This window comes from Acinetobacter sp. CIP 102129 (assembly GCF_000368305.1).
GTDB lineage: Bacteria > Pseudomonadota > Gammaproteobacteria > Pseudomonadales > Moraxellaceae > Acinetobacter > Acinetobacter parvus.
The window spans coordinates 306,596-330,820 of sequence record NZ_KB849339.1 but is presented as its reverse complement, the minus strand read 5'-3'; the positions used below and the strand labels follow the sequence as shown (position 1 = coordinate 330,820).

The following is a 24,225-nucleotide window of genomic DNA, read 5'->3' as shown; positions in this document are numbered from 1 at the left end:
ATAGATTTTTAATCTATTAAGAATAATAACTGCGCAAGTGTAACCCGATCATTACCACCATAATCCTTGATGGTCTGGATTGGGTTAAAACCGTACTGCTCAAAGATGTCACACACCGCCTGACCTTGATCATAACCATGTTCAAGCACAATCCAGCCATGTGGTTTTAACCAGTCTTTGCCTTGACTAATAATCGTTTCAATATCCGCTAAACCATGATTGGCTGCAATCAACGCCCGTTCAGGTTCAGATTTCAGCTTTTGCATGTGGATATCATCAGGATCGATATAAGGTGGATTGGAGACAATCAGGTCAAACTTTTGTTGATCCAAGGCTTCAAACCAAGCACCACAGGCGAACCTGACCTGGGATAACCCATGCTTTAACGCATTTTCTTTGGCAACATCCAGTGTTGGCTTATAAATATCAGTTGCAATCACTTGCCACTTTGGACGCTCACTGGCAAGCGCCAATGCAATTGCGCCTGTGCCTGTGCCTAGATCAACAATATTGGCATCTTGAGCAAGCGGAAGATTTAAAACCGTTTCCACCAAAATTTCAGTATCAGGACGTGGCACCAAAGTGTCATGGGTGACTTTTAAATCCAGCGTCCAGAATGGTTGTGAGCCTGTGATATAGGCTAAAGGCTCACCCTGTTCAATTCGAGCCAGCCCATCCAAATAAGTTTGCTGCTGAATTTCTGTCAATTCCTGCTCAGGCCTAAATTTAAGCTCTAAAATACTGACACCTATAATATGCTCAAGCAGCCAGGCAGCTTCCTGACGTTCATAGCTATCAATTTCGCCTTTCATCTCTAAAGCCTGAGCAATATTCATTAGCCACCATTTTCCTGTGCCAGCATTGCCAACTGATCTGCCTGATATTCACGATGCAGGCTATCCAGCAATTCAGTTAAATCGCCTTCCATAATTGCATCCAGCTTATATAAAGTCAGGTTAATACGGTGATCGGTCATCCGTCCTTGTGGATAGTTATAGGTACGGATACGCTCAGAACGGTCACCTGAACCCACCAAATCACGACGCATTTCAGAAGTTGCAGCATCAGCCGCCGCACGTTTTGCATTTTCCAGACGTGATACTAACAACGCCATCGCTTTGGCTTTGTTCTTATGCTGGGAACGTTCTTCCTGACATTCCACCACCACACCTGATGGAATATGAGTAATACGCACCGCAGAATCGGTTTTGTTAATGTGCTGACCACCCGCACCCGATGCACGGTAGGTATCAATACGTAAATCGGCAGGATTGATTTCCACTGTGGTATCGACATCAACTTCTGGCAGAATGGCAACCGTGCATGCGGAGGTATGCACACGACCTTGTGATTCGGTTGCAGGTACACGCTGTACACGGTGTGCGCCACTTTCAAATTTCAGGCGACCATAGACACCCTCTCCATCGACACGGCAGATCACTTCCTTATAACCGCCATGCTCACCTTCATTTTCAGAAAGCACTTCGATACGCCAGCCTTGATTCTCAGCATATTTGCTATACATACGGAACAGGTCACCTGAAAAAATTGCAGCCTCATCACCGCCTGTTCCCGCACGAATTTCCAGATAGGCCGCATTGGCATCATTCGGATCTTTTGGAATCATCAACACATTCAGTTGATCTTCCAGTTCCACCAAAAGCTCTTTATTGGCCTTGATTTCTTCTTCTGCCATGTCCTTGAAATCTGGATCAGATTTCATCATCTCAGCTGTTTCAATATCTTCCTCAGCTTGACGATATTTACCCCAAACCTCGGTGATTTCAGTTAAGTCATTATGTTCACGGGACAGTTTACGAAAACGTTTATTGTCCGAAATCACTTCTACATCAGCGAGTAATGCAGTCAGCTCTTCATGACGATCACAAAGTTGATCCAGTCTTAAACGGAGTGATGCTTTCATGGGCGAAATATCTCAAAATTCAGGTTTGTGCGAATACAACATATACCGCACAATTAACATTAAAAAATTGCGCATAGTGTACAGATTCTGGTGCTTAAAAGACATAGAGAAACGGGCCAACTTACCCATTCGCCCTCATTTCATCATAAATTGTTCAGTTTTGGTTGTGGGCACTTGTTCTTGGATTTGTGCTCAGATATAAATAATCAGGGACAAATAGAAAGATAAAACAACAGGATAATATGTATGAATAATTTTATTAATCGTCCAACCTCCGCATTTATTGCGGCAAGCTGGGTTGCTTTACTTGCTGGGGCGGTCGGATTCATGATTGGGCTATGGAATGCCAATATGCCCTTGCATGAAAAAGGCTACTATCTGGTCATTTTACTCTACGGTTTATTTTCTGCCGCCTCATTGCAGAAAACCATTCGTGATCAATTGGAGGAAATTGCTGTTACCACAATTTACTATGGTCTGTGCTGGGTCTCTATGGCGGTGTGTATCGTATTATTATTAATCAGTCTATGGAATGCTGACATGCTGATGAGCGAAAAAGGCTTTTATATCATGTCTTTTATGATGAGTTTATTCGGTGTAGTTGCCACACAAAAGAATATTCGTGACCTAAATTACCTACGCCTGCAAAATGAGTTGAATCCTCGCCAGTTGAAACTGGAGGATTCCCCACAGCAAGATCATCAACAAGATTAAATTTAGCTTAAGGAAGTTCAGCCCGAGAGCTTCCCTATTTCGCGATGATGCTTACTATCCATATGCTTTATCATCATTATTTCTCATTTAAATTTATTCATCAAAACAAAACGCTACAATCCAGACACCAAAACGTAATAATTCAGGCAGCCATCTCCACAATTTTCCCCTCAAACTTTGTTACATTTCCCTCCATTACAAAAGATGTCCTATTAATAGGAACATGGAGTCAAAATGAAAGCGAATATTTGGTTATTGGGTGCGATTTTAGCCAGCTCAACTTTGGTGACTACAGCACACGCTGATAATGCAACTCGTGTTGCTGCCACATCTGCCCTGGGAAGTGTGGTGGGCACTGCAATTGGTAAGGAGATCGGTGGCAACAATGGTGCCATGATTGGTTCCGCACTTGGCGGTGCTGGTGGTGCAGCGGCTGCAAGTGGTAAAAATACCCGTACTGAAGCTGCAATTGGTGGTGGTTTAGGTGGCGTGGGCGGTTATACCGTTGGTAAGAATGTAGGTGGTACAACAGGCGGTTATATTGGTGCCGCTGCGGGTGCCGCAGGTGGTGCAGCTTTGGGTCGTAAAGTCGGTCAGGACCGCGACTATGACAATTACCAGTCTAAAAAATACAAGAAAAAAAGAAAGCATCGTCATCACTGATATTTTAGAAAAGCGCCTTTGGGCGCTTTTTTACGATTAAAATTTCTAAAAGCATTTGGTCTTGATGTATTCAACCAACTTCATAGTGTTTCTTTTTATACCGATACAATAAGCACCGAGCGCATCACCCAAGTTTGCAGGTGGAGCATACGTGCTTTTTTTCTGTGCATGTATGGGTTGTTGATAAAGATTTGAGCTACCCTGCTCCATAACCTGCCATATAAATATCTTTATGATCAGGTTGATGTTTCCACTATGAAAATTTTTCATTTATCGGATTAATTTTTTAAATTTAAAAAAATCAAATAGATAAAAAATTAAAGCTCAATAAATTGATGAATTTTTCTCATCGGCCATCTTTTAAATAAGTCACTTTATCCTAGTCTCAGGAATGGCATCAAAATTGCTTCAAGTATTACGTTTTTAAAAAATCGTATTACTCGATAGGTACAAACCTATGCATGATTCAGTATTCTCAAAAAAGAAAAAACTTTTGTTAGGTTTGGGGTCTTTCCTGATTCCCATCCTGATTTGGAGTTGCGTCAGTTACCTGCCCTTTATCTGGCATCCACAGGTACAAATTACCGATTCTGGCAGTGTGTCTTATTTACAGGTCGGCACACGTATTGAAAAAACTGCCTTTTATCGTGAAGCGCAACAGGCAGTGGATGCAGGTAAAACACCGCCAAATGGGATTCTGGTCAATCCAATTTATCTGCCTGCACCACATGAGGTTGCCAAAGCGCTGGTCACATCCTTTACCACACCACCACAACAACCTGATGCGCCGTGGTTGCATCAAAGTCTGTGGCACAGTATCAAGATTGTGTTTATCGCTTTCTTTATTTCATCTCTGATTGGTATTCCACTCGGCATTTTATCTGGCTTTTCTGCCACGATTTCCCGATTGACTGAACCCTTTGTCGAGTTTTTCCGTTATCTACCTGCGCCTGCATTTGGCGCATTGGCAGTTGCCATTTTGGGCATTAATGATGCACCTAAAATTGCCATTATCGTGATCGGCACCTTATTTCAGCAAATCCTGATTATTGCCAATACCACTCGTATGGTGGATCGCGGCCTAATTGAAGCGGGTTATACACTGGGAACAAATAAAGCCAAAAGTTTATTTCATGTGGTGATTCCTGCGGCACTGCCTGATATTTACCGTGATTTACGGGTGTTACTGGGCTGGGCGTGGACTTATTTAATCGTATCAGAATTGATCGGGGCCACTTCGGGGATTACCTGGTTTATCACTCAACAAGCCCGTTACCAGAATTTTGAGAATGTCTATGCCGCTATCTTAATTATTGGTGTGATTGGTTTGGTCACCGATGTGATGTTGATGAAATTAGGCGAACGTCTATTTAAATGGAAAGCAGGAGCAAAATAATGGAAACTCAATTTGATGCGAATGTTTATTTTGAACAAATTTATGCCCGTCCTGTGATTCTGGAAGCAAAAAAACTGACACAGGTGTTTAAGCATGGCAAAGAGCAACGCACCATTCTCAATCAACTGGATTTAAAAATTCATAAACGTGAATTTGTCTGTGTGATTGGCCCGTCAGGTTGTGGCAAATCCACCTTGAGCCGTGTGGTGGCTGGCTTAGACCCTTATCATAGTGGTGAAATTTTAGTTGATGGTCAAGCTATCACAGGCACAAGTTCAGAACGTGGCATGGTGTTTCAGGGCTATACCCTATTTCCTTGGAAAACGGTTAAGCAAAATGTCATGTTTGGGCCTTTGATGAAAGGCATCAGTGCAACTCGTGCCGAAGAGATGGCGAGAGAATGGATCAATATCATTGGTCTAGAAAAATATGAAAACCAGTATCCGCACCAACTGTCAGGTGGGATGAAACAACGAGTTGCAATTGCCCGCGCCTTGGTCAATGAACCCAAGATTTTATTGATGGATGAACCGTTTGGTGCACTTGACCCTCATACTCGTCAGAAAATGCAACGACATTTGATGGATTTATGGCAAAACATTGATATCACTATCATTTTTGTTACCCATGACATGGATGAAGCGATTCTACTGGCTGATCGTATTGTGGCGCTCAAAGCCAATCCTGGCGAAATCAAGGAAATTATTGAAGTAGATTTGCCTCACCCGCGTGGTACAGAGCTAATGAATACGCCTGAGTTTCAACGCCTGAGAAACAAGGTAGATCAACTGGTGCATGCTCAGGAAGATGAGCTTGATCCTGCCCTGACTCATTTACCGAAAATTCCCCGTATGACGCAGGTCGATGCTGAATAAAGATTTTGTATAATCTTTGGGACGACCCAAAGCGTTTTATTTATGTGCTGGACGACCAGCTAAATGGTGTGATGCATGAAACAGGATTATGTTTTACCCTTGGTCGATATTTCAAAATTGACCAGTCCACAGCTTGAGGAACGATTACAGGTCGCACAGGAACTGGATCAGGCCTGCCGTGAAGTCGGTTTTTTATATATTCGGGGTGATCAGCTCCAGCCCGCTTTATTTCAGCAACTGGTGCAAACTGCACAGCGCTATTTCGCTCAGGATGAAGCGAAAAAAATGCAAAATTATATTGGTCTGTCTGAAAATCACAGTGGCTATGTGCCGATTGGTGAGGAACGTTTTAAAAGCAATACCTACGATTTAAAAGAAACCTATGATGTCAATTATGATTATCAAGCAACTGAAAATCGTCGTCCTTTAGTTGGCCCAACGCAATGGCCCGATGATGCAGAATTTAAACAAAATGTCCTGAGCTATTATCAGCATATCAAGGATGTCGGACATCAACTTTTTCATGCCTTTGCGTTGGCTCTGGGGCTCGAAGAACAATTCTTTGATGCGCATTTGCAACATGCGCCCAGTCAGCTCAGGCTGATTCATTATCCTTATAATCCTGATGCTGAAGATGCCATGGGCATTGGCGCACATACGGATTATGAATGTTTTACCCTGTTATTTCCGACCGCACCTGGCTTGCAGGTACTCAACAAACAAGGTGAATGGACCGATATTCCACTGGTTAAAAATACCATGATCATGAATATCGGTGACATGATGGAAATTTTATCCAATGGGCATTATATCGCCACCAAACATCGGGTCAAACGGGTCAAGGAAGAACGGTATTCATTCCCTTTATTTTTCTCCTGCGATTATGATTATATGATCCAGCCTGTGATTAAAAATGAAGCACCTAAATATAAGCCATTAAAAGGCGGTGAACATTTATTTAACCAGACTGCGCAGATTTTCCAGTATTTAAAACAACGCATTGATCGGGGTGAGTTGGTGCTGGAAAATGCCATGCCTCTGGATTCTTTTGGTCTGGCTGAATCTGGAGAAAAATAATGGATTTAAATGAATTATTGCAGCAGTTAAGTCCAACTGATCTACAGCAAGTCAGTTTACCCCATTATTTACTCGGTAGTTTTAGGCGTAAAAGTATCAGTTTTTATAATGGACTGACCGATGAAAACACCATTGTTTACTGGTTTCAGTCCCGAACATTTACGCTTGATCTACGCCTGTCAGATGCACGCTCTACTCCCATCACTGAAAGACAAGGCTGGATTGGCGATACGGTTTGGGATCATGCACAGCAGTTACTGTCATGGGATGTTCAGCAAAGCTACCAACCACGCATTCAGTGGCCAGAACCTGCCACATTACATGCGGTAGGTAATTGTCTATTGGAGTTTTCACCCTCCAATGCCTATGTAGAAGATTGGCGACAATTGTCGCATACAGGGCCATTGCTCGGTTTACGCTTGTATCAGGTACAACATCTGGATAATAGTGAAGTATTTGCAATGGATGGCGGATTGATTGTGGCAGGCGCACATATTGCCTATGCACAATCCCGACTGCCACAGATTCAAGACAAACTTTCAGACTTTTCCAGACTTGATCAGGCACTGGCACAAGATGTCATAAATGAAGCAGAAATTGAAAGCTATGAGGTTTCTGTGGCATTCAATAATCCGAAAATTGAATATAGTACGCAAGCCAACCGTGTCGGTGAATCTATACAACTGACTGGTTTTGAATTGAATGATCAGGGCATTATTACGCAAATTCGCCAGATTCATGGGGAAGATTATCTCTGTTATTTTCAGCTTGACCTGTACCAGCCTGAGTTCCAGTTTGTTCGTCAATCGATTACCTCTGACGCAAGCCATAACTGGTTACAGCAGGAACAGGATCATTTGCTTAAAAATGCTCAAGTGGTTGAATAAAGGAGCCTGATTTGCCCTATTTATATTTGGTGATTGCAATTATTGCGGAAGTGATCGCCACTTCTGCACTCAAAGCCTCAAATGGATTTAGCGTTCCTCTGCCCTCACTCATCACAGCGGTGGGCTATGCGATTTCCTTGTATTTCTTATCCTTAACCCTAAAATTTATTCCAGTCGGTATTGCCTATGCAATCTGGTCGGGTGCTGGGATTATTCTTATTTCCAGTATTGGCTGGTTTTTCTTCAAGCAGTCTCTGGATCTGGCGGCATTTATTGGTTTAAGTATGATGATTGCAGGCATTATCGTGATCAATGTCTTTTCAAAAAGTACTCATCTTTAAATTTTTATATAAATTTTTGCATAAAAAATGCTTCATTCTTGAAGCATTTTTTATATCTGCAATCTAGTTAACATGAGTTCGATATAAAATTCTGAATAAAATATGATACTCGGAAACGTCATCCGCAACTGTTTGAGACAGGACTTTATTAGTAAAGTGCTGTTTCTGCGATTTATTAAACTAATTGGTGGTAGTCAACGAGTTTTGCGCATGACAATGGTTTTGCCTACTTTTGCCGAAACAAAAGTAGGTCGTCGAAGACATATACTGAAATTGGATGAGAACTCGGCAAGACTCCGCCAAGATAATTTTTTAGCAACAAGTTAGATAAATATTTAAATCGAACTCAAGTTAGTTATTTCAATTCATTCACCAAATCAGGATAAATCAGACCATCCACATCAACGGCGGTTTTATAGATGCCATTGTTTACATTAAACTGATTTACATGATAAGAGGACCCATAGACCGAATCAAAACTATCATTTTTTACAAAGGCTTTTTTATTGCCTGCCAAATCAAGTAAATGAGTGCCACCCACAAATTGTTCATACTGGGTAGGATCGACCCCGACTCGATTGGACATAATCTTGACCGCATCGGCATGTGTAGCAGGATCATTAATATATTTAACCGTTTTATCCCAGACCTGAATCAGCTTTTTCCATTCCTCTTTATGGGCGGATAAGTGGCTCATATTAACAGATACCCCATCATATATCAGACCTGGCTTATCTTTGGAACTATAGATAATTTTTGAACCTGCTACAGATTTTAAGGCCTGATTTGCCACAGGTTGCCACACGGCGATAGCAGATACTTCTGGGCTGGCAAATACCTGTGGTAATTCATTGGTGACAGAATTGACCAGTTTAATATCGGTTAATGGGATTTTGGCATCGGTTAAAGCAGTCGAAAGAAGTAAATGATCCACCAACCCTTTTTCGGTTGCCACCGATTTACGTTTTAAATCCGTCACTGAGTTGATACCTGACTTAGCAATAATCACGTCATTGCCTGCGGAATAATCAGTGACCATGATCATCATGCCTTTGGTTCCACCTGATGCTGTGACAAGGTTGTCACCATTGGTGGTCAGTACCGCATCCAGTTGATTGGCAGCAAAGGCATTCAGTGAAGCCGAATAGTCAAACCATTTAAATTCAACATTGAGTCCTGCCTCTTTGAGCCAGCCTTTCTCAATCGCCACTTGCCAAGCCACGAAACCAGGCCAGTCGCTATAGCCAATGGTGATCGGTGTACCTGTTGCGGTATTTTTTGTATCTTCTTTCTGGCTGGCAGTCGGTACTTTAGCTGAATTATCACAACCCGCTACAGCAAAACTCAATAGAACAGAAAGAGATAAGGATGTCATTGCATGTTTCATTACAGAACCCCCGAATAGAATGCAATCAATATATGGATGATGATTTAGAACCTGAACGTTAAAATTGCGTATTTCATCTTGCTGTGTGTATTTCTCCCTAATCATTCTGCTGGAGCGGTGGCATCACGGCATCCATCAGTTCCAGATGCCCCTTGATGACACCTTTCAGTGCAATAAATTGCTGGCTGATCTGTTTTAGATCATTGCTTTTGCCTTGAAGCAACATCACTTCCAGAATCTTTTCAGCATCAAGCTGTACACTCAGCGAGCTAATCACCTGTTCCAGATATTGATGTTGCAGATCACCAATCTGTATACGGATATTTGCCGTACGACGCTGGTATAACAGCGTCAGTGTCCCGACCATCACTGAATTATCTGAGCTATGCTGATCAATTAAGTGATGGTTGATCATGTCCACAATCGCCTGTGAACGGCTTTCATAGTGTTCTTCCACGATCTTCTGGTCTAAGGCTTCCACCGTATTTTCAGGAACAGTGATGCTGATCCGTGAAAGCTTGGGTTTACTGTTCATGCTAAACCTACTGTTTCTTGAGATTGCTGGGTTTTTGCTTGATATATAGACCTGCTCTTACCGTCATCAGATTGACTAAAAATAACTGGAGCGTTTTTAAGTACTGGTTCATGACTGGATGTTTTTTCATGGCAACCTCAGTATTACTAATTTTTTAATTCGTAATATTTAATGCAGTATCTGTGCCAGTTTTTAATAAAATTAATAAGAGTCTTTTAACCATATCTACTATTGTGGAGGCGGCATCCATGTCACCCTGCGCGATAGTAAATGACAGCAAAAATCTTCTTATAGAATGAGAAATTTTGAACATAAAAAAAGCTCCATGTTTCAAGATGGAGCTTTTCTGCATCATTACAGCGAGTTTATGCAACAGGAGCTAAAGTAAACAATACCTGTCCTGTTTTAACCGTTTGCGCTTTATCAATCAGGATCTGATCGACCTGCATTTTTGCTGGCGCAACAATTGGGATTTCAATTTTCATGGCTTCAATCACAGCCAAAGTTTGCCCCTCTTCAATGACATCACCCACAGCACACTCAATTTTCCAGACTGAACCTGGCATGTGCGACTCCACCACCATACCCCCATTCGGTATGTTAATTTCTGAATCATCAACAATTATATCCAGAGCTTCAGAAACGTACTCCGCCAAGCCTGCTTCATGCCATCTTTGCCGTTCTGCTTCAAAATTGCTTTGCTGAACCTGTTTAAATGCCTGAATACTGTCCTGATTCTCCTGAAGAAAAGCATTGTATTCTTTGAGATTGAGCACACCCTCTTCAATTTTCAATTGCAAGCGACCTGCCTTAAAGTCTTCACGCATTGCCATCAATTCAGATTCAGACACCTCATAAAACTTGATCTGGTCAAAGAATCGAAGTAACCACGGCTTATGCTGCTCAAAATTCGGGTTTTGGCGATAACGACTCCATACTTGGGTTGTGCGTCCAACAAACTGATACCCCCCTGGCCCCTCCATGCCATAGACACACATATAGGCGCCACCAATACCCACGGCATTTTCAGGTGTCCATGTCCGTGCTGGATTATATTTGGTGGTGACCAAACGATGTCTTGGGTCTAACGGTGTGGCAACAGGCGCACCCAAATACACATCACCCAAACCCATCACCAGATAAGAGGTGCTATAAACAATATCTTTCACCGCCTGCTTGGATGACAAGCCATTGATACGACGGATAAATTCAATATTGTCAGGACACCATGGTGCATCAGGTCGTACCAATTGGATATATTTTTCGGTTGCCAATTGCGTTTGCGAATCTTCCCAAGCAAGGGGTAAATACACGGTTCGGGATGGCACCTGCATATTTTCAATATCAGGCAATTCAGCTTCTGCCACCTGTAATAAGCGCAATAAATCCAGTTGATCCAAAACTGAGGAATCAAAATGAATCTGGAGCGAACGTATACCCGGAGTTAAGTCAATAATGCCCTGAATATTCTGCGATTTGACCCATTGCATCAAGGCATGAATACGGAAACGCAGATTTAAGTCCAGTACCAGATCGCCATATTCTACCAATAGATATTGGTTACCTGCTGGGCGATAAGTCACACTCGGCTTATCTGCCCCCTGTTGCAAGGTTGCCAACACTGCATTTTTCAGGGTCATCAGTTCGGCCTGAATCTTTGCAGAGAAATCAACCTGAGCGGTCATTTCATTATGCAACGCAGCCTGATAATGTTGTTCCAGTTGCTGTGCCTGCTGATAACTGACAGGAATAAATTGAACCTTGTCGCCTGCTTTCAGTTGACCGAGTTTCCATAATTCCGAATGGATCACCACCGCAGGACAAACAAAACCACCGAGACTTGGGCCATCTGGCCCCAGAATAATCGGCATGTCGCCTGTAAAATCAATCGCACCAATGGCATAGGCATTATCATGGATATTGGATGGATGTAAGCCAGCTTCGCCACCGTCAATTCGTGCCCATTCAGGTTTTGGCCCCACCAGACGAATCCCTGTACGGCTGGAGTTAAAATGAATTTCCCATTCCTGTGCAAAGAACATGGAAATATCCTGAGCAGTAAAGAAATCAGGCGCGCCATGTGGGCCATACATCACTGCAATTTGCCATGTCTGGGTAAAATCAGGAATTTGTGCGGGTTCTAATGTGGTGGTTTCTGTAGAGTGATAAGCAGAAATCGGCAACATATCACCAATCAACAGATTACGTCCTGCATATCCACCAAACTGTCCCAAAGTAAAGGTGGCTTGACTGCCCAAATAGTCAGGTAATTTTAGACCATTTTTAATGCCGATATAGCTGCGACATCCTGTGATAATGCGCCCGCATTTCAGCACTTGTCCCTTACGGATATTAATGGTTGTCCACATTGGCACATCGACACCATCCAGTGTTACCTGCATGTGACCGCCTGTTAAGGCAATTTGACTATCACAATGAAATTTCAGTGTTGGCCCTTGCAAGGTACATTCCAGAGCTGCGGTATTGAATGGATTGCCCAACAATTGGTTGGCAACATTCAGGCTTAAGGCATCCATTGCGCCTGATGGCGGCACACCGACATCCCAATAGCCCAAGCGCCCTGTGACATCCTGTACCGCCGTTTGAATGCCTGCCTGCAATACTTCAACTTTTTCAGTTTTCCATTCAAAGCTATTCAGAAAACGTGTGGTCTGTGTACCTGCATGAAACACATCACAACCCACAATATTCTGTAAATATTCCAGATTGGTTTCGATGCCTGCAATTTCCGTATTGCTTAGGCTATTTTGCATGGCTTGAATTGCCTGCTCCCGATCAACCGCCGTGACGATAATCTTGGCAATCATCGGATCATAAAATGAGGAAACGTTCGATCCTGTTTCTACCCATGTTTCCACTCGTGAATCTGCATCAAACTGAACACTGGTGAGCAATCCTGCGCTCGGCTGGAAATTTTTAATTGGATCTTCAGCATATAAACGCACCTGAATCGAATGTCCTTTTGGCTCAGAAAGTTCAGTTGGTGCAACCCAGTCACCACTGGCAAGCGTGACCATCCATTCAACCAGATCCAACCCAAACACTTGCTCAGTCACGCCATGCTCAACTTGCAGACGGGTATTGACCTCAAGGAAATAAAATTGCTGGGTATCGGTGTCCATCACAAATTCAACCGTGCCCGCAGAACGGTATTGCACCGATTGCATCAATTGAATGGCAACTTTTTGAATATATTCTCGTTGTTCAGCATTAAGATGTGGCGCAGGCGTTTCCTCAATCACTTTCTGGTTACGGCGTTGCACCGAGCAATCACGTTCGCCCAAAGCAAGAACCTTGCCCTGACCATCGCCAAAAATCTGTACCTCGATATGGCGGGCATTTTGTACAAATTTTTCTAAATATAAGCCTGCATCTTTAAAGTTGGCTTGTGCCAAGTAAGAAACCGTTTGATAGGCTTCCTGCAATTCGGTTTCATTCCAGACTAGACGCATGCCGATACCGCCACCACCTGCGGTACTTTTCAGCATCACGGGATAACCAATACGGCTGGCTTCAGCAATTGCTTCCGCTTCATCCTTAAGCAGTTGACTCCCTGGCAATAATGGCACGTTGTTTTCAATCGCCAATTCACGGGCAGTATGCTTTAAGCCAAAATCCCGCATTTGTTGCGAAGTTGGGCCAATAAACACAATGCCCTGTTGCTCGCATAAATCACAAAAAGTGGCATTTTCTGAGAGGAAACCATAACCAGGGTGAATCGCCTGTGCGCCTGTTTGCTTGGCAACCTCAAGAATTTTATCAATATTTAAATAGCTTTGCTGTGCCGCAGAATCGCCAATAAACACCGCTTCATCGGCCAGTGTGACATGCAAGGAATCCCGATCCGCTTCGGAATACACTGCAACCGATTGAATGCCTAATTTTTTCAGGGTACGAATAATACGACAGGCAATTGCGCCACGATTGGCAATCAGAACTTTATTAAACATGGCTCAACTCCTCCGCTTCAAGAACAATCAGTTGAATAGGCGTTGGGTTATAGGCATTACATGGATTATTCAGTTGCGGACAATTGGAAATTAATACAATTAAATCCATTTCCGCCCGAATCTCGACATATTTTCCTGCTGCGGAAACCCCATCATCAAACATTAAATGCCCTGCTGGCGTCACAGGCACATTCATAAAGAAATTAATATTGGGTCCTAAATGGCGCACATTCAGTTGATGTTTATGGGCAAGCGGATGCTTGGCAAGCGCATACATAAAATTATTACGGCAACTGTGCATTGGATATTTATCATGGGCATAACGCACAGTATTGCTTTCACAGGAACACGCACCGCCCAAAGTATCGTGTCGTCCGCAATTATCCTCAACAATGGTGGCAATAGGACGGGCAAAATTACTATACAAAGTCGTCCCTTGCTCCAGATAAATTTGCTGGTTTTGGGTCAGAGTATCGGTTGCGCTATAACGTTCATCAGGATTTTCTGCACTGATAAACAAGGTATCCACCGCCTGATTGCCCTCTAAATCAACGATACGAAACAGTTGTCCTTTTTTGACTTCGCACATCCATGCTTCGCCTGCTGGACACACTTCATCTAAAACCGTATTTTGAAATTGTAATGTGGTCATGATTTTTTCCTCAAAAATTAAACAGATAAAGCGTAATAGCGGGCATTGTTGGCAAAACCACGCTGATTTTGAGGACAGGAATCACGACACACATCGGATTCAGCTAAGGCATTAGCCTTGAATAAACGGAGTTGAACATCGGCAGGTTGATAGCTTTCAGAGGTATCCAGCGCATGTGGTGCAGCCGATAAAAATAGCAAACAATCCATTTCGAAACGTAACTCAATGCTTTGCTGGGTTTTATCTTCCTGAACATAGGACAATTTGCCTGCCTCATCAGGAATAACCTTAGAAAAGAGATTCACACAAGCGGTTAAATCAGCCTGTTTTAAACCAAACTTGGCAAACTCAACCAACAAGCCATTCAGGCCACTTTGATACATATCATTGCGGGCATCCTGAAAGCTTTGAATGCCAAATTGCTGTTGAATTTGTGCAGGCGTACTTGGGCTACAAAATACATCATTCCAGCCATGACCATCCTGAACAATCGATGCCATCACCCGCCCCAAATCAGAATACAGCACATGTCCCGTCGATAAAAATGCAGTGTGCTGTGCCTTTAAACTGTCAGGCATATTGAAGCGTTCCAGTTTATCTTCGGCATTGACACAATAGAGCGAAACATTGGCATTTGCACCCAGTGGCTCAAATTGCAACACTGCCCCACGCTGAATCCGACCCGACCAGTGATGGCCACCGAGTAATTTTTCTTGCCAAAGTATTTGATTATTATGATAAATAGATGGATGCATAACAAAACCCCTTAGGATGATTTGACCTCGTTATGGCAAAATGCCGATCCTCCCGGGCTTTTATCCCTCCGTGTAGTTCTGCCGAACCGTTCTCTCTCGGTCCAGTCATGTGCAAAACACATCGGAACCCTAGACAACTTTTGATCTATTTATCTAAAAGCAAAAGACATGCCATTTTAGTAATACTATTTTTAGGAAAAGTATTACTTAATATAAGTTCGATATAAAATTCTCAATGAATTACGATACGCGGAAACGTCATCCGCAATTGTTTGAGACAGGACTCAATTAATAGAATGTTGTTTTTGCGATTCATTAAGTTAGCTGATAGTAGTCAACGAGTTTTGCGGTGAGCAGCGATAGCTGCGCAAGATGGTTGCCCTTGCGGAGCTTCGCTCCTCATGCCGAAACAAAAGTAAGTCCAGCTGAAAGTTTATGCTGAAATTAGATGAGAACTCTGCAAGATTCCATCAAGATATCTTTTAATATATTAGAAAAATATTTAAATCGTGTTCAGGTTACTTAAATAGCAACAAAATAAGGCAAGAAAATAGAACAATAGTTTGAATAGCACTTTTTTAAGGCAAACTGCCATAAAATGCTTCATTGGATTTGATGAGTTCATCAATTTTCAGGCATAAAAAAACACCCCAAACCGAAGTTTGAGGTGTTTTTAGAATTTTATTTAGCAAAGCAAATTATTCAGCATAAACTGGGAATTTAGCACAAACCGCTTCAACTTTAGCTTTTACATCCGCAATGACTTGTTCATTACCTTTACTGTCGATAATGTCAGCGATCCAAGCCGCAAGATCACGAACTTCTGCTTCACCAAAACCACGAGTGGTAACAGCTGGCGTACCAATACGGATACCAGAAGTCACGAATGGAGAACGTGGATCATTTGGCACGGCATTTTTATTAACCGTAATATGCGCAGCACCTAACCATGCATCAGCATCTTTACCTGTTACATCCTCTTGCTTGATCAAAGACAATAAGAATAGATGGTTGTCTGTACCGCCTGAAACCACATCATAACCACGAGAGATAAACACGTCTGCCATTGCCTGAGCATTCTTCACAACTTGTTGCTGGTAAGACTTGAAATCATCAGACATGGCTTCTTTAAAGCAAATTGCTTTCGCTGCAATCGCATGCATCAAAGGACCACCCTGATTACCAGGAAAAACAGCAGATTGAAGTTTTTTCTCGATTTCTTCGTTTGCTTTGGCAAGGATTAAACCAGAACGTGGGCCACGCAGTGTTTTGTGTGTCGTAGTGGTGGTAACGTCTGCAATTTGCACTGGGTTAGGATAAACACCCGCAGCAACCAAACCAGCAACATGGGCCATATCAACAAACAGGTAAGCACCTACTTGGTCTGCGATATCACGGAAACGTTGCCAATCCACCACACGGCTATAAGCAGAGAAACCTGCAACGATCATGCGTGGTTTATGTTCTAAAGCTAAACGCTCAACTTCTTCATAATCAATTTCGCCAGTTTCTGGGTTTAAACCATACTGGATTGCATTATAGGTTTTACCAGAGAAGCTGACTTTCGCACCGTGAGTCAAGTGACCACCGTGCGCCAGGCTCATACCCAAAACGGTATCGCCTGGGTTAAGTAGCGCCAGGTAAACAGCAGAGTTGGCTTGAGAACCCGCATGTGGCTGAACGTTTGCATAATCTGCACCAAACAATGCTTTGGCACGGTCAATGGCAAGCTGTTCTACGACATCAACATATTCACAACCGCCATAGTAGCGTTTGCCAGGATAGCCTTCTGCATATTTGTTGGTCAGTTTTGATCCTTGTGCTTCCATCACTGCTGGAGAGCAATAGTTTTCAGATGCAATTAACTCAATGTGCGCTTCTTGGCGTTCGCCTTCAGAAGCAATTGCCTGAGCGATTTCCGGATCAAATTCAGCAATAGAGATATTGGCAAACATTAGCGGGGGTCCTATAAATTAGGGCTTTTAAGCCGTGCTAAAGATTGGTGCGTATTGTAGCACGAAGTTTGCGATTGCACAGATTGATATTTATTTAATTCTTCGTGAATTTTATTCACGTTGAATATGCGACAAACAAGCCAACCCTCTATAAATGTTCAAAATCTGGATAAAATGGAAAAAGTGATTTTAGATCATTCAGGAGTAACCAATTTCAACAATTGTTTAGTCACATGTGCCCTTGCATTTTTCTGTTTAAAAATAGTGGGAATATGTAGCAGAAAAAAGGAGTAACGATATTTTTTATGATCACGTAGGTTTTCATTTAAATAATGATAGAGATCAGACGCAGCTTCCCGATGAAATGCAGCTTTGTTGCACAAATACCCAAAACTATGATTTTATTATATTTATTTTTATTAAAATTTTAACAAACCTCTTAAAAATCAGTATCTTGCAAAATATTTATGCAACAAAGCCTGTAAAAGTTAAAAAAGAAACCGCCCAGACTAAGCAAACACTAAAACATGCAGGCCTCATTAAATACAAATAAAGCGGTCAATGCCGTGACACATTCAATCAAGTCGGAAGCCAATAAAGCAACAAAACCCTCCTAGATCTAATTGATTGATGACTTTAACCATCAAAGCGGGATTTTTCTTCCCGCTTATTTTATTTTGGAGAGGTATTTCCCAGTGCAGGATTATCAATTGCATCCTTACATTGGGCTTTGTCACGCTCATAGTTTGCCTGCTTCTGAGCAGAATTAGATGAACTATCCTTTACGTCTCGCGCCCATGTGTCCAGACTGGTCAACGCCTTGCGGCACAGCGCATATTTACCCTCTGTCACAGAGTCGGTCATTTTGACATTGATCCGCCAATCCGTGCTGAGCTGGCGTAAAGGCTTTCTGACTTTTTCCTCAATTTCAGAGACTTGTTTATTATAGACAATTGGGTCAATTTCATTAATCAATGTCCACGCCGCATTTGCATAAGTGGTTGCATCATTGTTTAATTTTGGCGCAGGTTTGATTTCAACTTTTTTTTCGGGTGGATTGTCTCCCTGCCCGCATGCAGTCACTAAAAAGCTGCCACACAGTACAATTACTGCCACACGAGTTTTTGGATTAGACATATCAAGTCGCCAATCAAACATTTCGCCATTATGCTAGTCAATCTGGGGATAATTCTCAATCGTTGTTAATTATTTATCATGGATAAAAACCACTCATGTCACAAATAAAAGTCTATGCGCATCGCAAAACAATAGATCAATTTAGGCATCAGCTGTCCCAAGCCATCCATCAGGCTTAGGTTGAAAGCCTGAGTTATCCTGCGGAAAAGAAGTTTCAGCGTTTTATTGCCGTGGAACAAGATGATTTTATCTATCCAGATAACCGTAGTGACAGCTACATTATTCTCGAAATTTCCATGTTTGAGGGACGAAGCATAGAAACTAAAAAGCGTTTTGTGCAGGCAATCTTTGCCAATATTCAACAACAATGTGGCATTTCAGCTCAGGATATTGAAATCACAATTTTTGAAACACCGAAATGTAACTGGGGAATACGGGGTAAAAATGCGGATGAATTGGGGCTGAACTATCAGGTCAATATCTGAATAAACGAAAACAATACAAGGTAGGATTTTTGTCTAACAAAAACCATTTTTGTGTCAATTTAAGCTTAATTCAGCAGCAAGTTCTGCTATGCTTAAACACAAATTTATCAGGATAGGATTATTCGCATGAGCGTTACTCTTGGAACTCCACTTCAATCTTCTGCATTTAAGGTTTTACTGTTAGGTTCTGGAGAGCTTGGTAAGGAAGTGGTGATTTCTTTACAACGCCTGGGTGTCGAAGTTCATGCGGCTGACCGTTATGACCATGCACCTGCCATGCAGGTTGCCCATTATTCCTATACTCTGAATATGGCAGATCCAACTGAATTAAAGCAACTGATTGAAACAATTAAACCGAATTTAATTGTTCCTGAAATTGAAGCGATTGCAACTGAAGTGCTCGTGGAAATTGAGCAAAGTCAAACGGCAACGGTGATTCCGTCAGCTAAGGCAGTGAATCTTACGATGAACCGTGAGGGCATTCGCCGTTTAGCTGCGCAAGAACTGGGCTTGCCCACTTCCGCCTATCGCTTTGCCAGCACATTGGAAAGCTTCCGTGCAGCATGTGACGATATTGGTTATCCAAACTTTGTTAAACCTGTCATGTCCTCTTCTGGCAAAGGTCAGTCCCGTGTTAAGAACTTTGATGAGGTTGATGTGGCCTGGGAATATGCCATGCAAGGTGGTCGTGTCAATCAGGGTACAGTGATCATTGAATCACAAATTGATTTTGATTTTGAAATTACCCTATTAACCGTACGTGCTAAAAATCCAGCAACAGGTGAAATCGAAACCCATTACTGCGATCCAATTGGACACCGTCAGGATGCGGGTGACTATGTTGAAAGCTGGCAGCCACAACCAATGACAGTCGCAGCCTTGCAGGAAGCAAAACGTATTGCAAATAAAGTCACAACCGCTTTGGGTGGCTGTGGTGTTTTTGGTGTAGAGTTATTTATTAAAGGCGATAAGGTCTGGTTCAGTGAGGTCTCACCTCGCCCGCATGACACCGGTCTTGTGACCCTGGCATCACAGTTCCAGAGTGAATTTGAGCTGCATGCCCGTGCGATTTTAGGTTTGCCTGTGAATACCGCTCGTCATAGTACTGCGGCAAGTGCCGTCATCTATGCAGGTATTGATGCGAACAACCTGAGCTTCTCTGGCTTAAATCTTGCTTTGGCAAACCCGAACACTGACTTGCGCTTGTTTGGTAAACCAGAGGGCTTTAAACGCCGCCGTATGGGTGTTGCAACCGCACGTGCTGAAACTACAGACCTTGCGCGTGAACTGGCACAACGGGCAGCAGACCAAGTGAGTGTACAAACCAACGCTTAACCTATATTGAGTAGACCCATTTTCATGATCAATACATCTCCATTGTTAAACTACGTCACCAGCCTTCATGATATTCAGGCCATTAACCAATGGCGTACAGATGTAGAAAAACAATTACAGGAGAGTTATGAAAATGGGCAACCGATTCGTGATGTGATTAGTGCCCGATCAGACTCCATTGACGAAGCACTCATTTTTCTTTGGAATCATGCAGGATTAGATCAAACCGAGTTAGGTTTGTTTGCGGTCGGCGGTTATGGTCGCCATGAGATGCTTCCCTATTCTGATACTGACATCATGATTTTGTCAGAGGATGAAATCAGCGAAGAACAAGGTAAGCTGATTTCTGCCTTTATTTCCTCACTTTGGGATGTGGGTAACTTCAAGCCTGGTACCAGTGTCCGTACCATTCAAAACTGCGTTGAACAAGCCAGTAATGACCTGACGGTTGCCACCACCCTGATTGAAGCGCGTTTAATCACAGGTAATGAACAGCTTGCCAAATGGCCTCGCCGTATTGTGGCGCAAACCTGGACTGATAAAACGTTCTATGATGCGAAAATGGCTGAGCAAACCAAGCGCTATGCCCAGCACAACAACACTGAAAGCAATCTGGAACCCGACATTAAGAATGCGCCAGGCGGTATTCGTGACATCAACCAGATTGGCTGGATTGCAAAACGCCACTTCCGTGTCAACCGTATCTATGACCTTGTACATTTAGGTTTTATCACTGAATTTGAGCTTGCTGTACTTGAAGAAGCGGAAAGTTTTCTATGGGAAATCCGCACCCATTTACATCGCTTGGCAAAACGTGATGAAAACCGTTTATTGTTTGAATATCAACGTGATATTGCAGCAAAGTTTGGCTATGTCCGTGAAGAGGGTCAACACGTCAATTTTGCCGTTGAACAGTTCATGAAACGGTATTACCGCACTGCCCAACAGGTTTCTACCCTGAGTGAAATGCTGCTTGCCTATTTCAATGAGTCGGTGATTACCCCACGTTTGCCTGACTATGCACGCCAGATTGTAGAAATTAATGACCGCTTTAAAATTGTGGATGGCAAACTTGCCGTACAACACCATAAGGTTTTCTCAGAAGAACCCAGCGCGATTTTAGAATTATTCTATCTATTGGCAAACCGTCCTGAGATTACAGGTATTCGCGCCCGCACCTTGCGTCTGCTGGTCCTTGCAGCCAAGCGGATTGACCAGCGTTTCCGCGACAACCCAGAACATCAGGCGTTGTTTATGTCGATCATTCGTTCACCGCATCTCTACAATACGATGGTGGCGATGAAACGTTACGGCGTTTTGGGCAACTACATTCCTGCTTTCGGGCAGATTATGGGATTGATGCAATACGACCTGTTCCATATTTATACGGTTGATGCACATACCCTGTTATTGCTGCGTAATCTCAGCCGTTTTAAAGAGCCTGAGTTTGCCAAGGATTTCCCTGTGGTCAGCTCAGTGTTCCAGCGTATTGCACGACATGACATTGTGTATATGGCCGCAATTTTCCATGACATCGCCAAAGGTCGTGGCGGTGACCATAGCGAACTTGGGGCAATTGATGCAATTAAGTTCTGCCGCACACATGGTTTTACCGAGCGCGAATGCAAACTGGTGGCCTGGCTGATTAACAACCATCTCCTGATGTCACTCACAGCCCAGAAAAAAGATATTTCCGATCCTGACGAAGTAAAGGAATTTGCTGAAAAAGTTGGTGACATGCAGCATCTGGATTATCTGTATACACTGACCGTTGCAGATATTAACGCAACCAATCCAAAACTCTGGAACACATGGCGCGCTTCTCTGATGCGCCAGCTCTATACCTATGCCCGTGACGTGATTCGCTCAGGTTTAGGTCGCCCTGTGGATTACCAGATGCTGATTGAGGACACCAAGTTTGCAGCCAGTGAATTACTGGTCAATGACTTCTCGCTCGCCGAAGTAGAAAAAGTCTGGCAAGAGTTGGGGGATGAATATTTTGTCAAGGAGTCTGCCAACGAGATTGCATGGCACACTCAGGCGATTCTACAGCACGGCGATAATCCAGAGCCCTTGGTTTTATTACGCGCACATCGTAATGCCGCAGATGATGCGGTTCAAATCTTTATTTATACCCGTGACCAGCCTAACCTGTTCGCAACCACTGTGGCGGTGCTGGACCGTATGAACCTTGATGTTCAGGATGCCAGAATTATCACCGCAAGCACTGCATTTAGTCTGGATACTTACTTGGTGCTGGACCGTTTTGGCACATTGCTCACTGATCCTGATCGGGAACGTAAGGTTAAAGCGGCTCTGGTTGATGCTCTCAGCCATTCAGACCAATATCCAGGTATTATGCAACGCCGTATTCCGCGCCACCTCCGTCACTTTGATGTGCAGAATACGGTTGATATTGTGCTAAATCCAGCCTTACAGCAACACATGGTTGAAATCTCGACACTGGATCAACCTGGCTTACTGGCACGAATTGGTGCCCTGTTTATGCTGCAAGGTCTGGACATTCACTCTGCTAAAATTGCAACATTGGGTGAACGTGCCGAGGATATTTTCTTTGTCACCAAGAAAAATGGCGTATTGCTTACAGATGAAGAAGTCAAGGCCTTTGCGGAAACACTAAAATCCGCTTTGGATGAAGTGTCAAATCAGGTTCTTAACCCATCGTAATTCCAATTTTCATCAATACATTGGGCGTATGCAATATGCCCCTACAGTTTGGTAATTGTTTCAATGAACTCAAGTTTATCTTTATTGCATCCTTATCCTTTTGAAAAGTTAAACCAGCTTTTTAAAGGACTACAACCTGCCGATTTACCATTGATTCCATTATCAATTGGTGAACCAAAACATCCTGCACCAGAGTTCGTTAAACAAGCAATTATTGATAATTTTGGGCATTTATCAACCTACCCCAACAGTAAAGGCTTGCCTGAGCTGCGCCAAAGTATTGCACAATGGCTGAGCAATCGTTTCAAACTAAACCAAATCAGTGCAGAAGATCATATTTTGCCTGTTTCTGGAACACGGGAAGGAATCTTCTCCTTTGTTCAGGCATTGATTAAACGTGAAGATGCGCCTTATATCGTGATGCCGAACCCGTTTTACCAGATTTATGAAGGTGCTGCGCTGTTGGCAGGTGCAAAACCTTATTTTATCAACTGCACTGAAGAAAATGGCTATCTCGGCGATTTTGATGCCGTGCCTGCCGAAGTTTGGGAAAAAACGGCGTTATTATTCGTGTGTACCCCAGGTAATCCAACAGGTACAGTACTGTCAAAAGAACAGTTTAAAAAGCTGATTGCGCTTTCTGACCAATATGGTTTTGTGATTGCATCTGATGAATGTTATTCAGAACTGTGGTTTGATCAGGCACCGATTGGGCTATTGGAAGTTTGTGCTGAATTGGGACGTGATGACTATAAAAACTGTATCGTGTTCCACTCATTGTCCAAACGTTCAAACTTGCCAGGAATGCGCTCAGGTTTTGTTGCTGGTGATGCGGCATTGTTAAAGCCTTACTTGCAATATCGCACCTACCACGGCGCGGCAATGCCTGTACAGCATCAACTGGCTTCGATTGCAGCGTGGAATGATGAAACGCATGTCGAAGAAAATCGCCAGCAATACCGTACCAAATTTGATTTATTCCAGTCTGAATTGGGTCATTTACTGCCATTACAAAAACCAGATGCAGGTTTTTATTACTGGCTTAAAGTCGATAATGATGAAGCTTTTGCCAAAATGTTGATGGAAAAAACGCATATCAAGGTATTGCCAGGTCGTTATCTATCCCGTGATACTGAACAGGGTAATCCAGGTGAAAACCATGTGCGGATGGCGCTTGTCGCTGATTTAGCACAGTGCGAAGAAGTCGTGAAGCGGTTGAAAGCGATTTTATAAATAAAATCCCCAAAGTTCATTTGATATTTTGGGGAATTTTATCATCCGACCCAGTTTTTCTAAGAATAGTCTTGATATTACCATACTGAATCGCAGTATATACTCCATAGTTTATAAATCAAACGCCTTGAGCCAGCATTAGAATTTTGCATTTCCCATATCAAAGATAAGATACGGATTCAAAACCAATATTCATCTTTATGTTATAACTATGG

General features: G+C 42.8%; 20 protein-coding genes, 1 pseudogene and 1 riboswitch. Of the genes and pseudogenes, 11 read left to right on the top strand and 10 right to left on the bottom strand.

Features of this window, described 5'->3' with window-relative positions; genetic code table 11:
• Nucleotides 1–8: 8 nt before the first annotated feature.
• Nucleotides 9–836 carry a peptide chain release factor N(5)-glutamine methyltransferase gene (gene prmC, locus F973_RS03170; RefSeq protein ID WP_004759960.1) on the bottom strand — a complete coding sequence of 276 codons (828 nt, stop codon included), beginning with the start codon at nucleotides 834–836 and terminating at the stop codon, nucleotides 9–11.
• Nucleotides 836–1,924, bottom strand: a complete 1,089-nt coding sequence (gene prfA / locus F973_RS03165) for a peptide chain release factor 1 (protein WP_004677700.1) — start codon at nucleotides 1,922–1,924, stop codon at nucleotides 836–838. Before prfA ends, prmC begins: the two co-directional genes overlap by 1 nt.
• 246 nt (nucleotides 1,925–2,170) lie before the next feature.
• On the opposite strand from prfA, the gene yiaA reads away from it, so the two are divergent.
• The 7 genes from yiaA to F973_RS03125 all read left to right on the top strand — a co-directional run bounded on the left by yiaA (nucleotide 2,171) and on the right by F973_RS03125 (nucleotide 7,877).
• Entirely contained in the window at nucleotides 2,171–2,638 is a 468-nt protein-coding gene (yiaA, locus tag F973_RS03160; protein ID WP_004759958.1) for an inner membrane protein YiaA, read from the top strand.
• 234 nt (nucleotides 2,639–2,872) lie between these two features.
• Nucleotides 2,873–3,301: a hypothetical protein gene (locus tag F973_RS03155; RefSeq protein ID WP_004677704.1), complete on the top strand. Its 429-nt coding sequence runs from the start codon at nucleotides 2,873–2,875 to the stop codon at nucleotides 3,299–3,301.
• A 457-nt stretch (nucleotides 3,302–3,758) separates the two neighbouring features.
• Nucleotides 3,759–4,697 carry an ABC transporter permease gene (locus F973_RS03145; RefSeq protein ID WP_004680864.1) on the top strand — a complete coding sequence of 313 codons (939 nt, stop codon included), beginning with the start codon at nucleotides 3,759–3,761 and terminating at the stop codon, nucleotides 4,695–4,697.
• Nucleotides 4,697–5,572 (top strand): ABC transporter ATP-binding protein, encoded by an 876-nt coding sequence (locus F973_RS03140; RefSeq protein ID WP_004680865.1) that lies wholly within the window; start codon nucleotides 4,697–4,699, stop codon nucleotides 5,570–5,572. Before F973_RS03145 ends, F973_RS03140 begins: the two co-directional genes overlap by 1 nt.
• A gap of 75 nt (nucleotides 5,573–5,647) precedes the next feature.
• Nucleotides 5,648–6,649 carry an isopenicillin N synthase family dioxygenase gene (locus tag F973_RS03135; RefSeq protein ID WP_004680867.1) on the top strand — a complete coding sequence of 334 codons (1,002 nt, stop codon included), beginning with the start codon at nucleotides 5,648–5,650 and terminating at the stop codon, nucleotides 6,647–6,649.
• Nucleotides 6,649–7,536, top strand: coding sequence for a hypothetical protein (locus F973_RS03130; protein WP_004759956.1), 888 nt, complete (start codon nucleotides 6,649–6,651; stop codon nucleotides 7,534–7,536). Before F973_RS03135 ends, F973_RS03130 begins: the two co-directional genes overlap by 1 nt.
• An 11-nt stretch (nucleotides 7,537–7,547) precedes the next feature.
• The gene (locus F973_RS03125; protein ID WP_004680869.1) at nucleotides 7,548–7,877 is read left to right on the top strand and encodes a DMT family transporter; all 330 of its coding nucleotides are present in this window, start codon (nucleotides 7,548–7,550) and stop codon (nucleotides 7,875–7,877) included.
• A gap of 355 nt (nucleotides 7,878–8,232) precedes the next feature.
• On the opposite strand, the gene F973_RS03115 is transcribed toward F973_RS03125, so the two are convergent.
• From F973_RS03115 to F973_RS03080, 8 genes are all read right to left on the bottom strand, one after another.
• A complete protein-coding gene (locus tag F973_RS03115) occupies nucleotides 8,233–9,264 on the bottom strand; it encodes an ABC transporter substrate-binding protein (protein ID WP_004758173.1) in 1,032 nt (343 codons plus the stop codon).
• Nucleotides 9,265–9,361: 97 nt separating this feature from the next.
• Entirely contained in the window at nucleotides 9,362–9,799 is a 438-nt protein-coding gene (locus F973_RS03110) for a CopG family ribbon-helix-helix protein (protein ID WP_004680873.1), read from the bottom strand.
• A 7-nt stretch (nucleotides 9,800–9,806) separates the two neighbouring features.
• Nucleotides 9,807–9,929: a hypothetical protein gene (locus tag F973_RS15550; RefSeq protein WP_004680874.1), complete on the bottom strand. Its 123-nt coding sequence runs from the start codon at nucleotides 9,927–9,929 to the stop codon at nucleotides 9,807–9,809.
• 235 nt (nucleotides 9,930–10,164) lie between these two features.
• Entirely contained in the window at nucleotides 10,165–13,770 is a 3,606-nt protein-coding gene (uca, locus tag F973_RS03105; protein ID WP_004759954.1) for an urea carboxylase, read from the bottom strand.
• Nucleotides 13,763–14,422, bottom strand: coding sequence for an urea amidolyase associated protein UAAP2 (locus tag F973_RS03100; RefSeq protein WP_004680877.1), 660 nt, complete (start codon nucleotides 14,420–14,422; stop codon nucleotides 13,763–13,765). The genes uca and F973_RS03100 overlap by 8 nt, the downstream gene beginning before the upstream one ends.
• A gap of 17 nt (nucleotides 14,423–14,439) precedes the next feature.
• Nucleotides 14,440–15,177, bottom strand: coding sequence for an urea amidolyase associated protein UAAP1 (locus F973_RS03095; protein WP_004680879.1), 738 nt, complete (start codon nucleotides 15,175–15,177; stop codon nucleotides 14,440–14,442).
• Nucleotides 15,178–15,224: 47 nt separating this feature from the next.
• Nucleotides 15,225–15,321: riboswitch (guanidine-I (ykkC/yxkD leader) on the bottom strand.
• 554 nt (nucleotides 15,322–15,875) lie between these two features.
• Nucleotides 15,876–17,132 carry a serine hydroxymethyltransferase gene (glyA, locus tag F973_RS03090; RefSeq protein ID WP_004758177.1) on the bottom strand — a complete coding sequence of 419 codons (1,257 nt, stop codon included), beginning with the start codon at nucleotides 17,130–17,132 and terminating at the stop codon, nucleotides 15,876–15,878.
• A gap of 672 nt (nucleotides 17,133–17,804) precedes the next feature.
• A complete protein-coding gene (locus F973_RS03080) occupies nucleotides 17,805–18,269 on the bottom strand; it encodes a hypothetical protein (protein ID WP_034432222.1) in 465 nt (154 codons plus the stop codon).
• 95 nt (nucleotides 18,270–18,364) lie between these two features.
• Between F973_RS03080 and F973_RS03075 the strand changes: the two are divergent.
• From F973_RS03075 to dapC, 4 genes and pseudogenes are all read left to right on the top strand, one after another.
• Nucleotides 18,365–18,754: pseudogene (locus tag F973_RS03075) on the top strand (tautomerase family protein).
• 117 nt (nucleotides 18,755–18,871) lie between these two features.
• A complete protein-coding gene (gene purT, locus F973_RS03070; RefSeq protein WP_171062300.1) occupies nucleotides 18,872–20,089 on the top strand; it encodes a formate-dependent phosphoribosylglycinamide formyltransferase in 1,218 nt (405 codons plus the stop codon).
• A gap of 24 nt (nucleotides 20,090–20,113) precedes the next feature.
• Nucleotides 20,114–22,777, top strand: a complete 2,664-nt coding sequence (gene glnD / locus F973_RS03065; protein WP_004759947.1) for a [protein-PII] uridylyltransferase — start codon at nucleotides 20,114–20,116, stop codon at nucleotides 22,775–22,777.
• Between the two features lie 63 nt (nucleotides 22,778–22,840).
• On the top strand, nucleotides 22,841–24,010 hold the full coding sequence (gene dapC, locus F973_RS03060; RefSeq protein WP_004758187.1) for a succinyldiaminopimelate transaminase: 1,170 nt from the start codon (nucleotides 22,841–22,843) through the stop codon (nucleotides 24,008–24,010).
• The last annotated feature ends 215 nt before the right edge of the window (nucleotides 24,011–24,225 follow it).

Coding starts and splice junctions, on each gene's coding strand:
- F973_RS03115 (WP_004758173.1), bottom strand. CDS start 9,264: ATGAAACATGCAATGACATCCTTATCTCTTTCTGTTCTATTGAGTTTT.
- uca (WP_004759954.1), bottom strand. CDS start 13,770: ATGTTTAATAAAGTTCTGATTGCCAATCGTGGCGCAATTGCCTGTCGT.
- F973_RS03095 (WP_004680879.1), bottom strand. CDS start 15,177: ATGCATCCATCTATTTATCATAATAATCAAATACTTTGGCAAGAAAAA.
- F973_RS03140 (WP_004680865.1), top strand. CDS start 4,697: ATGGAAACTCAATTTGATGCGAATGTTTATTTTGAACAAATTTATGCC.
- prmC (WP_004759960.1), bottom strand. CDS start 836: ATGAATATTGCTCAGGCTTTAGAGATGAAAGGCGAAATTGATAGCTAT.
- F973_RS03130 (WP_004759956.1), top strand. CDS start 6,649: ATGGATTTAAATGAATTATTGCAGCAGTTAAGTCCAACTGATCTACAG.
- glyA (WP_004758177.1), bottom strand. CDS start 17,132: ATGTTTGCCAATATCTCTATTGCTGAATTTGATCCGGAAATCGCTCAG.
- F973_RS03155 (WP_004677704.1), top strand. CDS start 2,873: ATGAAAGCGAATATTTGGTTATTGGGTGCGATTTTAGCCAGCTCAACT.
- F973_RS03145 (WP_004680864.1), top strand. CDS start 3,759: ATGCATGATTCAGTATTCTCAAAAAAGAAAAAACTTTTGTTAGGTTTG.
- F973_RS15550 (WP_004680874.1), bottom strand. CDS start 9,929: ATGAAAAAACATCCAGTCATGAACCAGTACTTAAAAACGCTCCAGTTA.
- F973_RS03135 (WP_004680867.1), top strand. CDS start 5,648: ATGAAACAGGATTATGTTTTACCCTTGGTCGATATTTCAAAATTGACC.
- glnD (WP_004759947.1), top strand. CDS start 20,114: ATGATCAATACATCTCCATTGTTAAACTACGTCACCAGCCTTCATGAT.
- F973_RS03100 (WP_004680877.1), bottom strand. CDS start 14,422: ATGACCACATTACAATTTCAAAATACGGTTTTAGATGAAGTGTGTCCA.
- yiaA (WP_004759958.1), top strand. CDS start 2,171: ATGAATAATTTTATTAATCGTCCAACCTCCGCATTTATTGCGGCAAGC.
- F973_RS03110 (WP_004680873.1), bottom strand. CDS start 9,799: ATGAACAGTAAACCCAAGCTTTCACGGATCAGCATCACTGTTCCTGAA.
- prfA (WP_004677700.1), bottom strand. CDS start 1,924: ATGAAAGCATCACTCCGTTTAAGACTGGATCAACTTTGTGATCGTCAT.
- F973_RS03080 (WP_034432222.1), bottom strand. CDS start 18,269: ATGTCTAATCCAAAAACTCGTGTGGCAGTAATTGTACTGTGTGGCAGC.
- dapC (WP_004758187.1), top strand. CDS start 22,841: ATGAACTCAAGTTTATCTTTATTGCATCCTTATCCTTTTGAAAAGTTA.